The organism is Actinophytocola sp. KF-1 (assembly GCF_054661535.1).
In genome coordinates this window covers 220508-234174 of the sequence record NZ_BAAFVK010000009.1, presented here as the reverse complement: position 1 = coordinate 234174, position 13667 = coordinate 220508, and the positions used below count along the sequence as shown (strand labels likewise).

Genomic DNA, 13667 nt, shown 5'->3' with positions numbered 1-13667 from the left:
GTCCTCTACGACTCGGGGTGAATGCAGCGATAGGTGTGCCCCGCTCCGGCGGTGGCGAGCGGCGGCAGTCCGGCCGCGCACTCGTCGGTCGCCTTCCAGCAGCGGGTGCGGAAGTTGCAGCCGCTCGGCGGGTCGGTCGCCGACGGCACGGGTCCAGAAAGGACGATGGGTTCGACGGCGTGCTTGAGGCTCGGCGTCGCGGAGAACAGGGCACGCATGTACGGGTGGTGCGTCGCGGCGGGCACCGCGACCGCGGGCGCCTCCTCGACGATCCGGCCCAGGTACATCGTGACGATGCGGTCGCTCATCTTGCGGACGGTCTGGATGTCGTGCGACACGAACACCATCGCGAGCCCCAGCCGTTCGCGCAGGTCGATGAGCAGGTTGAGGATCTGCGCCCGGACGGACACGTCCAGCGCGGACGTGGGTTCGTCGGCGACGAGCAGCTTCGGCCGCAACGCGAGCGCGCGGGCGATCGCGACGCGCTGCCGCTGCCCGCCGGACAGCTGCCCCGGCACGGCGTCCGCGACGCTCTCCGGGAGGCCGACCAGCGACATCAGCTCGCGCACCCGCTCGTCGCGGTCGGTGGGCGTGCCGTCGGAGTGCACGTCGAGCGGGTCGCGGATCACCCGCGCGACCGACAGGCGCCGGTTGAGCGCGGTGGTCGGGTCCTGGAACACCATGCCGACGTCGCGCCCGAACTTCCGGGCCCGTTCGCCTGCGGACATGTCCCACAGCGACTCGCCCTCGTACCGGACCACGCCGCGGGTCGGCTTCTGCAGGCCCACGATGACCTTCGCCAGCGTGGACTTGCCGCAGCCGGACTCACCGACCACGCCGACGGTCTCGCCCGGGTCGAGGGTGAGGTGCGCGTCGGTGAGCGCGTACACGTTGTCGTGCCCGAACAACCGGCGGGCCCGGATCCGGTGCACGACGTGGACGCCATCGAGCTCAAGCAGACTCACGGGACACCACCAGTTCCTCGGCGGGGAAGTGGCACGCGGTCAGGTGGACGCCCTCGCCGACCACGGGTGGCCGTTCCGCCCGGCACACCGCTCGCACGGCGGGGCACCGGTCGGAGAACCGGCAGCCGGGCGCGAAATCGGCGGGGGAGGGGACCACGCCCTTGATCTGGGTGAGCCGGTCCGCGTTCTCCTCCAGTGACAGCACCGCGGACAGCAGGCCACGCGTGTAGTGGTGCCGCGGCGAGCCCACGACCTGCGCGATGGCCCCGGTCTCCGCGACCTGCCCGCCGTACATGACCACCACGCGGTCGGCCACTTCGGACACCAGCGCCAGGTCGTGCGACACGAGGATCAACGCGAAGCCGAGTTCCTCCTGCAGCCGCAGCAGCAGCTTCATGATCTGCGCCTGCACGGTCACGTCGAGCGCGGTGGTCGGCTCGTCCGCGACGATCAGCTTGGGGCTGCGGGACAACGCCATCGCGATCAGCACGCGTTGTCGTTGCCCGCCGGACAGTTCGTGCGGGTAGGACCGCAGCGTGCGGCCCGGGTCCAGGTTCACCAGTTCGAGCAGTTCCTCGGGCGTGCGGGTGCCGCCGCGCCGGGTGAACTGCTTGAGCTGGCCGCGGATCGTCATCGCCGGGTTCAGCGAACTCAGCGCGTCCTGGTAGATCATCGCGAGGTCGTGGCCGAGGTAGCGGCGGCGCCTGCGTGGGCTCAGCGCGAGCAGGTCCTGCCGCGCGAACCGGATCTGCCCCTGGACCCGGGCCGTGTCCGGCAGCAGGCCCATCACCGCGAGCGAGGTGATGGTCTTGCCGCAGCCGGACTCGCCGATCAGGCCCAGTACCTCGCCCGATCGCACGGAGAAGGACACGTCGTCCACCACGCGCGTGCCGTTGTGGCGGTCGGCGAACGAGATCGACAGGTGTGCCACGTCGAGCACAGCGTCCCGGTCGCGCAGGTCGCGGGCGTGGGCGGCGAGCCGCTCACCGGCCTCCCGCAGGCCCGCGATCGGCAGCACGGGCTCGGTGCGGTCCTCGGGCGGCGCCTCCGCGGCCTTCTTCGCCGCCCGGCCCGCCCTGGCACGGCGCGCGGACGGCGTGGCCCACGCGTCGGAGATGCCCTCGGACAGCACGTTCAGCGCCAGCACCGTGATCAGGATCAGCAGGCCGGGGAACAGGGTCGCCCACCAGCCGCCGGTCAGCACCAGCTCCTTGCCGTTCGCGAGGACCGCGCCCCACGACGGGTCCGGTGCCTGGATGCCGGCGCCGATGAACGACAGCGACGCCTCGAACACGATCGCGTCCGCCACCATCACCGTGCAGAACACCAGGATCGGCGCCGCGCAGTTCACGGCGACGTGCCGGGTGAGGATGAAGAACCGCTTGGCGCCGATGATCCGCTCGGCCGCCACGTAGTCCTCGCCGTACTGCGCGAGCACGTTCGCGCGCACCACCCGCGCCATCGACGGCATGTAGAGGAACGCGAGCGCGAGGATCAGCACGATCAGCCCGCGGCCGAACACCGCCACCAGCACCGCGGCCAGCGCGACGCCGGGGAACGCCATGACCACGTCGAGCACCCGCATGATCGTCTCGCCGACGCGGCGGTTCGACGTGGCCGCGAGCGCGCCGATCAGCGCACCGGCCACCAGCGCGATGGCGATCGCGCCGAGGCCGACCGCGAGCGACCAGCGGGCGCCCCAGATCAGGCGCGTGTAGATGTCGCGGCCGGACGAGTCGGTGCCGAACCAGTGCTCGCCGCCCGGCCCGGACACGTCGCTGCCCGTCAGGTACGGGTCGTGCGTGGCGACCAGCGGCGCGAACACCGCCGCCAGCGCCAGCAGCACGAGGATCCCCAGCGCGATCCACGACGTGACGCCCAGCTTCCGGAACGACGCGCCCTTGCTGAGCCGCTCGGCGAGGCCCCGGCGCATCACGAGTGGCTCCGCAGGCGCGGGTTGGCGATCACGTAGAGGATGTCGACGATCAGGTTGACCAGCACGAAGCCGATCGCGATGGTGATCACGAAGCCCTGCACCTTCGAGGTGTCGCCGTCGTTGACGGCCTGGATCATGTTCTGCCCGAGGCCCGGCAACGCGAACATCGTCTCGATGACGACCGCGCCGCCGAGCAGGTAGCCGACCCGCAGGCCCAGCACCGTGAGCGGCGTGACCAGCGCGTTCCGCAGCACGTTGCGGCCCACCACCACGATCGGCGGCAGCCCGCCGCCACGGGCGGTGCGCACGTAGTCCTTGTCCAGCTCTTCCACCATCGAGGTGCGGATCACCCTGGTGAGCTGCGCCGCGACCGGCATGGCGAGCGCGATCGCGGGCAGCGTCATCGAGTTGAGCCAGCCGGAGAACGAGTCCTGCGGGCTGACGTACCCGCTGGTGGGGAACAGGCCCTCGCCGACGGCCAGCCACTGCACGAGCAGCAGCGCGATCCAGAACGCGGGCGCCGCGACCCCGGCGAGCGACACGATGCGGATCACCTGGTCGGGCCACCGGTCCCGGAACACCGCGGACGTGATGCCCAGCAGCAGCGACACGACGATCGCGATGACCACGCCCATCAGCGTCAGCTGCACGGTGAGCGGCAGGGCGGTGGTGATGGTGTCCGCCACCGACTGCTTGGTGATGATGCTGACGCCGAAGTCGCCGTGCAGCAGGTTCCACACGAACCGTCCGTACTGGACGGGCCACGGGTCGAGGAGCCCGTTCTCCCTGCGGAACTGCTCGAGCTGCTCATCGGTGGCGTTCGCGCCGTCGAAGGCCGCGAGGGCCGGGTCGACGGGGGAGAAGCGCATCACGATGAACACGAACAACGTGACGCCCAACAGCAGCGGCACGAGCGACAGGACGCGCCCGAGCAGCATCCGCAGGATGATCAAGCTGACGCTCCCGGCTTCGCCTGGTTGAGGTTGATGCCCGGGTAGCCCTGTGCGCGCACCCCCGAGATGGCGTCCGGGTCCCACGCGGTGCCGAGCTGCGTGAACACCAGCGGGTACACCACGGCCTGGTCGGCGAGCATGTCCAGGACCTGTTTGGTGAGCCCCTCGCGCTTGCCCTCGTCGGGTTCGGCGGCGGCCTCGTCGAGCAGGGCGATCAGCTTCTCCTGGTCGGGACCGGACCACTTGGCGTACTTCGCCCCGACGCCGGCGCCCGCGTAGTAGTAGCGGACCAGCAGGTCGGGGTCGTTGCCGAACTGCTCCGCGTTCTGCGTGGTCGCGACGACCTGGAAGTCGAACCCGCCGTCGAGCTTGGAGAACAGCGCCTTGGTGTCCTGCGTGTCCAACGTGGTCGTCACGCCGATCGCGTCCCAGCCCTCCTTGATCACGTTCACGCAGTCGGCGACGAGCGTGGTGTTCGTCGTGGACAGTGTGACGGAGAGCTTCGCGATCCCGGCCTGGCGCAGCAGGTCCTTCGCCTTGTCCGGGTCGTAGCCGAGGTCGTTCGCGGCGGCCTGCGACACCGGCAGCTTCGGGTTGATGAACGAGGTGCCCGGCGAGCCCTTGCCCTTGAGGCCGACCTGGATCATCTTGTCGCGGTCCACCGCGTGGTGCAGTGCCTGCCGCACCAGCTTGTTGTCGAACGGCGCGTGCGTGGTGTTGAACATCAGCCACAGGTTGTTGCCGCCGTCGGCGAACTCGACCTTCCTGCCGTCCTTGGCCAGCTGGTCGGCGTTGGCCGCGGGGATGTTCTCCACGATCTGCGCGGCGGGCTTGGCGCCGGAGATCTTCGCGACCCGCGGCGACGCTTCGACGATCGAGTTCCACAGCATCGTCTTGTAGACCGCCGGGCGCGGACCGTTGTAGTCGGCGAACTTCTCGAAGCGCGTGTGCGACAGCGGCGCCTGCTCGACCACCTTGTAGGGCCCGGAGCCGACGACCTTGCCGGACACCGCCGCGTCCCAGCCGCCGTCGAAGACGTGCTTCGGGCAGATCTTCACGGTCTGGATGCGTTGCAGCGCATAGGGGAACGGCTGCGCGAGGACGAACTCGACGGTCTTCTCGTCGACCTTCCGCACCTCGGTGAGCCACGGCGTGAGGAACGTGCGGACGAGCACGTTCTCCTCCGGGTCCAGCGCGCGGGCGTAGGTGAACACGACGTCGTCGGCGGTGACCGGCTTGCCGTCGTGCCACGTCGCGCCGTCGCGCAGCTCGAACGTGATGGACGTGCCGGAGACGTCGCCTGGCAGTTCCTTCGCGAGCCCGGCGTACGGCTCGCGGGTGATCGGGTCACCCTCCACAAGCGACTCGTAGGTGTGCAGGATGGCCGCCATCGAGAAGGCGGAGGCCGTCTGCAGCGGATCCCACGTCTGGTTGTTGCCGTACCCGATCACCGCGGTGATCGACTCGGCGGTGTCCCCGGTCGCGTTCGTGGAGGCGGGACCGCCACACGCGGCGAGACTGGACGAGAAGGCGGCGGCGACGCCGGCGAGGCCGGTGAAGCGCAACATGTCCCGCCGGTTGAAGGGCTGACCGGACCCGGGCGGAGTTCTGGACACCGCACCTCCTGAGCACACGTACGTCATCGGACGACATAGGACATGGGATGTCCTATGAATGGGGGAACCATATGGCCGCGTCGGCGGCAGGTCAAGTGCCGGTGACACATCGTTGCCGCACAACGGAAACACGGTGTCGTCGCGCGACCCGTCCCGCACCGTGGGACGATCGTGGCCATGCCCGACGTTCTGGTGGCGGGAGGGTGGGGCCTGCTCGCGGGCGCCGCCCTGGTGGTCGGCGCGCTGATCGGCTTCCTGGTGCGCGTGCCCGCGAAGGTGCTGGCGAGCGTGATGGCGTTCGGCAGCGGCGTGCTGCTGTCCGCGGTCTCGTTCGAACTGATCGCGGAGGCCCACGAGCGGGGCGGCCTCACCCCGACGGCACTCGGCGCCGTGGTGGGTGCCGTGCTCTACACGGGCGCGAACGTGCTCCTGGCGCGGCGCGGTGCCCGGCACCGCAAGCGGTCCGGCGGCCAGCAGCCGTCGGAGTCCGACCAGTCCGGTTCGGGCACCGCCATCGCCCTCGGCGCGCTGCTGGACGGCGTCCCGGAGTCGATGGTGATCGGCACCAGCCTGCTCGGCGGCGGCGCGGTGAGCGTCGTGACGGTGGCGGCGGTGTTCATCAGCAACGTGCCGGAGGGCCTGTCGAGTGCGGCCGGCATGCGCAGGGCGGGCCGGTCGAAGGCGTACGTGTTCGGTCTGTGGACGGGGATCGCGGTCGTGAGCGGTCTGGCCGCGATGTTCGGTTACGCCGTGCTCGGCGGCGCGTCCCCGGCAGTGCTGGCGGCGGTGACCGCCCTCGCGGGCGGCGCCATCCTGGCCATGATCACCGACACGATGATCCCGGAGGCCTTCGAGGACGCCCACCTGCTGATCGGCTTGATCACGGTGGCGGGGTTCCTGGTGTCGTTCGCCCTGTCCCACGTGTGAGCCAGGCGGGCTCCCCGCGCGCCGCACGCCCGGCGAAGCGGTGAGCGGTCGTGGTCAGTCGTCCTCGTAGTCGTCGTCGCCGATGACCTGCGGCGCGGTCAGGACGTCACTGCCGAACACGTCCTCACCGTCGGTCTCGATGAGGACCTTGCGCTGGTGCTCTTCGTCCTCGTCACCCTTGCCGCGGCCCGCGCCCATCGGAGCGCCCGCCACACCGGACGTGCCACCCCGGGTGACGGCAGCGGCCGCGGCAGCCCGCCGTGCGGCGGCTTCCTCGGCGGCGAGTGCCCCCGCGGCGGGACCGGGTCCGAGGGCGGGTGCACGCCCGCCGGGGCCCGGGGTGCCGCCGGGGCCAGGATTGCCGCCGCGGGGTCCGTACCCGCTGCCCGGGCCGTAGCCGCCGCGTCCTGCCGGGCCCGCGCCGCCGACGGGGACTCCGGGGCCGTAGCCGGGCTGACCGGGGTTGGGCACGGGCTGGTACGGGTTCGGCGGGTACTGCCCGGGAGGGGTGACCGGGGGCGGGACGTAGGTGCTGGGGGTGGTCTGCTGCGGCTGGGACGGGTTGTGGACCGGCCCGCTGACCGGGCTGCCCGGCCCGGGCCCTGGACTGCCGGGGCCGCTCGGCCCGGTGTACGGCCCGCTCGGCCCGTACGGCCCGCTTGGCCCGCCGTACGGGCCGGGGTCGCCGCCGGTCCTCGGTTGGTCGCGCTCCCGCGCCTCGATGTGGTCCCCGGTGTCGGTGGGCTCGCCCGAGGTCACGGTGATGTCGTTGCCGCCCGCGTGGTTGACGGTCGTGTACTCGCCGGGCATGTTCGTCTCGTTGTACTCGCTGGCGCCGTCGTAGACGCCGTAGACGTCCATGTTGTGGTGCACCTGCGACTGGTAGGCCACGACCTGGGCCTCGTAGTCGCTGAACACGGCCGCCGGATCGGTGAGATCGATGCCGGGTGGCTCCTCCGGCACCGGGGTGACGCTGTTCGCCGCCCGGTGGAACGACCCACTCTGCCGGTCGAGCAGATCCTCGGCCCGGCTCAGCAGGTCAGCGCCGTGTTGTGCGGAATCGGCGAGCGGCTGGGCGGCCCCGAACGCACCGTCACTGGCCGACCCCTGCCAGCCGCCGCGAATCAGTTCTCCCTGCTTGTGGATCATCTTCGCGCGCTCGAGTTCCAGATCCCACTCTGCGCGGGTGGCGTCCTGTCCCTCGTCGAGCCAGGAGGTGCCGCGCCCGTTGGCGAAGTACTCGTAGATGTCGTGCGCCGACATGTCGTGCTTGACCCACTTGCCCACGGCTACGCCCCCTCCTTCATCGTCCGCAACGCGAGACCCGCGGCGAACGCCGCCATCTCACACGGGTCCTTCTTCCCGATGTTGGAGCCGCGTAGTTGAAGCGTCGATTCGAACGACATGTCGTCGGCGACCCCCACCACGACAGTGCAGTACCCGCGGCTGCGATCGTCGGGCCGGTCCCTCGCGATTGCCGGGTATCCCTCGATCTCGGGGAGTTCCTCGAAGAAGTCCCAGCCGCCCTTTTCGTTGACCTCGTATTCCGGGCTCAGACCGCGGGGATCGTCCACAACGAACACGATGTGCAGGTACGCCCGCGTGTCGTTGTTCTTCCACTCGCAGCCGACTCCGAGAGCGACGTTGTCCATCGGCCGGCCGGCCGGCGGCAGGTTGAGATCCTGCTGTGCTTGCTCGGCAGTGATCGACGCGCACGGGTCCTGTTCGTACCGCGAGGTGTCCAGCGGATCATCCACCTCTGGCGCACCGGCGAACGGCAGCTCGTCATCGTCGCCGGAGGCACCGGAAGTCGGGCCGGACGTCGCCGCTCCCGTGTCGGCCGGTCGGGGCTCGCCCTCGCTGGTGGTCGTGCAACCGGCGGCGACAACGAGACCGAGCAGGCTCGTGAGAACCAGGGAATGTCGGATGCGCATGCTGTCAAGCCCCATGTTGCGGGCCATCCGAGGCCCGCTCGATCTCGAGGACGTTGGTGTGTTCGACGCCCCGGTAGTCGGCAAGTGCGTCGTGGAACAGCTGAGCTTGCTGTTCGCAGTAGGCACGGTTGTGTTCCAGGTAGTTCTGGTACGACTCGCCGGACCGGTTCGCCGCGTTGGCGTGAAACACGCTGGCCATGTCGTCGGCCGGTGGCTTGATCCGCGCCATGCGGTTGGCGTTGTCCATCGAGGTGCGGTAGCTCTCCGCGAGGTCGAGCCAGTTGTCCCTGATCCGCACCATGTCCGCCTCGCTGAAGGCGAAACTGCCGCCGGTCACCGTGCCCTCGGTGCTGCCCGTGCCGAACATGGACAGCTGGTCTCGAATGCGGTCCTGGTGGCCCTGGCTGTCCATCCCGCGTGTTCCCCCTGCTCAACCCCTGAACGCTCGGTAGCCGAGCATACGACATCCGTGTTCGCGGTGCGGGCGGATCAGCGCGTTTCTGCCGCAGGGGGAGGGCTCGCTGGTCGATGCGGCGGCGCGGGGTGCACCGGGTCAGTCGTCCTCGTATTCGTCGTCGCCGATGACCTGGGGGGCGGTGAGCACGTCGCTGCCGAACAGGTCTTCGCCGTCGGCTTCGATGAGGACTTTTCGTTGGTGTTCTTCGTCTTCGTCGCCCTTGCCGCGGCCGGTGCCGACGGGTGCTCCGGTCATGGCGCCATGAGCGCCACCTCGCGCCGCGGCCGCCGCCGCGCGTCGTGCTGCTGCTTCCTCGGCTGCGAGTGCGCCCGCGGCGGGACCGGGGCCGAGGACTGGGCCGCGTCCGCCGGGGCCGGGACCGCCACTGCCTCCCGGGCTGCCCGGTCCGTAGCCGCCGCGTGGGCCGTAGCCGCTGCCCGGCCCGTAGCCACCACGTCCGCTTGGGCCGGGCGAGCCACTGGTGACGCCGCTGACCGGGAGGCCGGGGACGTAGCCAGGCTGGCTGGGGCCCGGTGCCGGTTGGTGGGGATCGGGCGGCAGCCAGCCCGGCGGGTTGGTCGAGGGCGGTACGTAGGTGCTGGGCGTGGTCTGCTGCGGGAGCGACGGGTCGGGAACGGGGCCACTGACCGGCGGGGGTCCACTGACCGGGGAGGCACCGGGGCCGGGGCCGCCGTACGGCCCGGCGTACCCGCCGTAGGGACCGGACTCGCCCCCTGGCCTCGGTTGTTGCTCGCGCTCCCGCGCCTCGATGTGGTCATCGGTGTCCTCGGGCGGGGTGTCATCGGCGACCACACTGATGGCGCTGCCTGCCGCGGCTACGGACGAATACCGCTCCGGGATGTTCGTCTCGTTGTAGTTGCTGGCGTCGTCGTAACCGCGGAAGACGTCGATGTTGTGGTCTGCGTCCGCCTGGTAGGCGACAATCTCCTTCTCGTAGTCCGTGAACACCACCGCCGGGTCGGTGAGGTCGATGCTCGGCGGGGCCTCCGGCACCGGCCGGACGTCGTTCTTCGCCCGGTTGAAAGAGCCGCTCTGCCGGTCCAGCAGATCCTCGGCACGAGCCAGTTCGTCGACCCTGTTCAGCGCGGACGCCGCGAGGGGCTGAGCGGCTCCGAACGCCCCATCGCTCGCGGATCCCTGCCAGGCGGACCGGATCAACTCACCCTGCCTGCGAATCAAGTCCGCCCGTTCGGCCTCGTCCTCCCACAGGATCTTGGCCGCCGCCTGCGCGTTGTCGAGCTTGTCGCTGCCGGGGCCTGTCGTCAGCGCTTGATAGATCTCGTGCGGCGTCATGCCAGTGAACCAGTTGCCCATGACTACGCGCCGTCCTTCATCGTCCGCAGCGCCATTCCGGCCACATCCGCGGCGACCTCACACGGTTCTCTCTGCCCGACATTCGCCTTGGACAGGTGCAGGGCAACACCCAGCAGCAGTTCGTCGGTCAGACCGACATCGACGACGCAGGTTCCCGCCGATCGCCGATCCTCGACGTCGCTCGCCACCGCTGGGTGGCCGTCGATGTCCGGCAACGGGGTGAGATATGCGAGGTCCCCGCGCTGATCCGCGGCGTAGACAGCACTGAGCCCCTGGTCGTTGCCGGTGAGCAACGAAATGGTCACCTGACCGCGAGTGTCGGGGTTGCGCCACTTGCAGCCCACTCCGTAGGGAATGTCGTCGGGCTCGCCGGTGGTCGGCAGGTTGAGATCCTCAGCTTGCCCGGCGGTCAGGACGGCACACGGGTCCTGCTCGAAACGATCCGTGTCCTCGTAAGGCACCGCCACCTTGGGCGCACCGTGATTCGGCACCTCGCCGTCGTCGTGTGTGGACGGTGGCGTGGAGTCCGCGGTGCTGGTCTCCGTCGTGGTGGCCGGCGCGGGTTCGCCTCGGCTCGTGGTGGTGCAGCCCGTGACGATGAGGCAGAGAATGGCGACCAACGGCGCCGAACGACGGATGCGCATGCCTCAGATCCCGGCCTGGGGACCCTGAGGGCCCTGCTTGTTGATCTCGGTGACGTTCGTGTGCTCCACGCCCAGATAGTCGTCCAGGGCGTTCTGGGCCAACTGGGCCTGCTCGGTGCAGTAGTCCCGGGCTTGCTGGAAGGACTCGATGAGGGATTTCCCCGACCGGTTGGCCGCGCTGGCGAAGGCGTCGCTGGCGAAATCCAGCCCGGGGCCTTCGACGATGGTCATCCGGCCGGCCTTGTCGATCGCCTCGTTGTAGCTGTCGGCCAGGTCGAGGTAGTTCGTCACGACCGCGCGGATCTGGTCCTCGGTGAAGGCGAAGCTGCCGGTCGCCGAGGAACTCTCGGTGCTCGTGCTGCTGAACCAGCCGGACAGCTCGGCCGAGATGGCGTGACGGTGCTGTTGCCTGTTCATCGTGCTGGTCGCTCCCCCTTGTCATCGGAGCGTTGACGGTTCGGAACGCTCCGTAGTCGAGGATACGACATGCGTGTTCGTCGCGGCGGGGGATTGCGAGCAAGGACGATGTCCTGCGGAGTGCGAATCGGTTTCACGACAAGCATTGACGACGCGTGTCGTCGTGCATAGCGTTGCGTAGCCGCCCACACCCTGGGGAGGACGCGATGAGGCGTCGTATCGCTGTTGTGGCTACCGTTTTCGCTTGTTTGGCCGCTGGTGCGGCCGTCGCGGATGGGACGCCTCACCGGCACGGGTTGCGGATCGAGACCTTGTCCGGGCCCGCGCAGTACGTCAGCGGTGGCGCTGCCCGGTTGCGGGTGGTCGTCCCCCGGTCGGCGTCGCTCGACGACATCACTGTGCGGGTGAACGGCACCGACGTGACCGACCACTTCGTGCCCGACGACCAGGTGCCGCACGCGCTCGAGGGCGTCGTGCGGGGTCTTCCTCTCGGGGAGAGCACCGTGACCGCCGCTGTGCCGCGGGATCGGGCCGGGATCAGGCTCACCAACCACCCCGTCACGGGGCCGATGTTCTCCGGGCCGCGGCAGCCCGACTTCTTCTGCTCCACCCCGGCGCACCTCGCGGGCTTCGACCTCGCAGGGCCCTTCCTCGACGACGACTGTTCCCTCGCCACGCGTGCCGGGCGCTACTACCGGAGCACCGCGAACACCTGGCGGCCCTACGACGCGTCGGCGCCACGGCCCGCGGACATGGCGACCACGCCAAGCGGCCTCGACTTCGTGATCCGCTGGGAACGCGGGACCATCAACCGCTTCATCTACACGATCGCCGTGCTTGATCCGGAGGGCACCGGGCCCGCGGCGCTGCCGCACTGGAACCGCAAGCTCATCTACTACTTCGGTGGCGGGGTGGCGATCGGGCACTACCAGGGCTCCAACAACCAGAGCGAGTCCCGCTACGTGTACGGGCTCGGCGAGGGGTACGCGATCGCCTGGTCGACCGGGACCAAGACCAACACGCACTACAACCTGGTGCTCGGCGGGGAGACCGCCATGATGGTCAAGTCCCGCTTCGTCACCGAGTACGGCGACCCCCTCTACACCGTCGGGCTCGGCGGGTCCGGGGGCGGGATCCAGCAGTACGTGTACGGGCAGAACCACCGGGGCCTGCTCGACGCCGCGATCCCGCAGTACTCCTACCCCGACATGGTCACCCAGACCATCCACGTCGGCGACTGCGAGCTGCTCGAACGCTGGATGGACCAGAAGGTCCTCGCCGACCCCACCTCCCGGTGGCGGCAGTGGACCAACCGCACCCTCATCGAGGGGCTGGCCGCCTCGGACACCGTCGCCAACCCGTACGCGCAGCTCACGCCCTGGCTCGCGACGCCGGGGTCGAGTGAGTGCGTCAACGGGTGGCGCGGGCTGTCGCCGCTGGCGCTCAACCCGAAGTACGGCACCGCGCCCGGGATCACGCCCGAGCAGCAGGCCGCCGTGGAGTGGACGCACTGGAACGACGCCGTCAACGTCTACGGCCGCGACCCCGAGACCGGCTACGCCCGGTCCACCTGGGACAACGTCGGCGTCCAGTACGGGCTGAAGGCGCTGGTCGACGGCGACCTCACGCCCGCGGAGTTCCTCGACCTCAACGCCGACGTCGGCGGGTGGAAGCAACCCGAGGACGCCGTGCGGGAGGGGTGCCCGTTCGTCACCCAGGCCTGCCCGGCCGACGTGGACGTCTGGAGCGCGCGGAACATCACCCCGAAGAACGCCGACGGGGTGCGGCCGCGCACCGAGGGCAGCGTCGCCGCCATGAAGGCCGCCTACCGGTCCGGGCTCGTGTTCGACGGGAAGATCGACATCCCGGTCATCGACTGGCGGCACTACCTCGACGCCGAGCTGGACATGCACAACGCGCGGCAGTCGTTCGCCTCGCGCCAGCGCATGCTCGACGCGAAGGGGACCGCCGCCAACCAGGTCGTCTGGTTCACCGACGCCCGCCCGGCCCGCGCGTTCGACCAGACCCCGATGGCGCTCGCCGTGATGGACGAGTGGATGGCGAACCTGCGTGCGCACCCGTCGCGCGGTGTCGCGGCCGCCAAGCCGGCCGCCGCCGTCGACAGCTGCTTCGCCACCGACGGCACCCTGCTGTACCGCGGCAAGGACGCCTGGCGCGGCATCATCGACCGCGGCCCCGCCGGCCCGTGCACGCGGCGGTTCCCGATCCACGGCACGTCCCGCACGGTCGCGGGCGGCCCGTTCGACGAGCAGCACTACAAGTGCGCGCTGCAGCCGGTGGACACGGCGATCGACCGCGGCGTGTACGGGTCGTGGCGGCCCAGCGCGGCCGAGCGCGCGCGGCTGGAGCAGATCTTCCCGACCGGGGTCTGCGACTACCGCAGGCCCGACGTGGGCAGGCCGCGTTCGCTGCGATGACCGCGGCGTGCACGCGGACCGGCACCCGCGGCGGGCACGTGCGTC

Annotated in this window: 12 protein-coding genes; 2 read left to right on the top strand and 10 right to left on the bottom strand. The window is 70.3% G+C overall.

Translation table 11 applies throughout. The features are described 5' to 3' along the window. Positions 1-5: 5 nt before the first annotated feature. From ACYQ77_RS27235 to ACYQ77_RS27220, 4 genes are read right to left on the bottom strand one after another with little or no spacing between them, the layout of a single operon-like run. Positions 6-965, bottom strand: a complete 960-nt coding sequence (locus ACYQ77_RS27235) for an oligopeptide/dipeptide ABC transporter ATP-binding protein (protein WP_459716173.1) — start codon at positions 963-965, stop codon at positions 6-8. Then, entirely contained in the window at positions 952-2898 is a 1947-nt protein-coding gene (locus tag ACYQ77_RS27230; RefSeq protein ID WP_459716462.1) for a dipeptide/oligopeptide/nickel ABC transporter permease/ATP-binding protein, read from the bottom strand. The genes ACYQ77_RS27235 and ACYQ77_RS27230 overlap by 14 nt, the downstream gene beginning before the upstream one ends. Beyond that, positions 2898-3854, bottom strand: a complete 957-nt coding sequence (locus ACYQ77_RS27225; RefSeq protein WP_459716172.1) for an ABC transporter permease — start codon at positions 3852-3854, stop codon at positions 2898-2900. The genes ACYQ77_RS27230 and ACYQ77_RS27225 overlap by 1 nt, the downstream gene beginning before the upstream one ends. Continuing rightward, entirely contained in the window at positions 3851-5470 is a 1620-nt protein-coding gene (locus ACYQ77_RS27220; protein WP_459716170.1) for an ABC transporter substrate-binding protein, read from the bottom strand. Before ACYQ77_RS27220 ends, ACYQ77_RS27225 begins: the two co-directional genes overlap by 4 nt. A gap of 177 nt (positions 5471-5647) precedes the next feature. Between ACYQ77_RS27220 and ACYQ77_RS27215 the strand changes: the two genes are divergently transcribed. After that, entirely contained in the window at positions 5648-6397 is a 750-nt protein-coding gene (locus ACYQ77_RS27215) for a ZIP family metal transporter (protein WP_459716168.1), read from the top strand. 54 nt (positions 6398-6451) lie between these two features. Here ACYQ77_RS27215 and ACYQ77_RS27210 read toward each other — a convergent pair whose 3' ends face one another. From ACYQ77_RS27210 to ACYQ77_RS27185, 6 genes are all read right to left on the bottom strand, one after another. Beyond that, positions 6452-7684 carry a hypothetical protein gene (locus ACYQ77_RS27210; protein WP_459716167.1) on the bottom strand — a complete coding sequence of 411 codons (1233 nt, stop codon included), beginning with the start codon at positions 7682-7684 and terminating at the stop codon, positions 6452-6454. Positions 7685-7686: 2 nt separating this feature from the next. Then, the gene (locus ACYQ77_RS27205; RefSeq protein WP_459716165.1) at positions 7687-8358 is read right to left on the bottom strand and encodes a DUF3558 domain-containing protein; all 672 of its coding nucleotides are present in this window, start codon (positions 8356-8358) and stop codon (positions 7687-7689) included. After that, on the bottom strand, positions 8336-8743 hold the full coding sequence (locus tag ACYQ77_RS27200; RefSeq protein ID WP_459716163.1) for a hypothetical protein: 408 nt from the start codon (positions 8741-8743) through the stop codon (positions 8336-8338). The genes ACYQ77_RS27205 and ACYQ77_RS27200 overlap by 23 nt, the downstream gene beginning before the upstream one ends. A 141-nt stretch (positions 8744-8884) precedes the next feature. Next, positions 8885-10123 (bottom strand): hypothetical protein, encoded by a 1239-nt coding sequence (locus ACYQ77_RS27195; protein WP_459716162.1) that lies wholly within the window; start codon positions 10121-10123, stop codon positions 8885-8887. A gap of 2 nt (positions 10124-10125) precedes the next feature. After that, positions 10126-10767, bottom strand: coding sequence for a DUF3558 domain-containing protein (locus ACYQ77_RS27190; RefSeq protein WP_459716160.1), 642 nt, complete (start codon positions 10765-10767; stop codon positions 10126-10128). Positions 10768-10770: 3 nt separating this feature from the next. Beyond that, positions 10771-11184: a hypothetical protein gene (locus tag ACYQ77_RS27185; protein ID WP_459716159.1), complete on the bottom strand. Its 414-nt coding sequence runs from the start codon at positions 11182-11184 to the stop codon at positions 10771-10773. A 296-nt stretch (positions 11185-11480) separates the two neighbouring features. On the opposite strand from ACYQ77_RS27185, the gene ACYQ77_RS27180 reads away from it, so the two are divergent. After that, complete coding sequence (locus tag ACYQ77_RS27180; RefSeq protein ID WP_459716157.1) at positions 11481-13622, top strand: DUF6351 family protein; 2142 nt, start codon at positions 11481-11483, stop codon at positions 13620-13622. Positions 13623-13667: the final 45 nt, after the last annotated feature.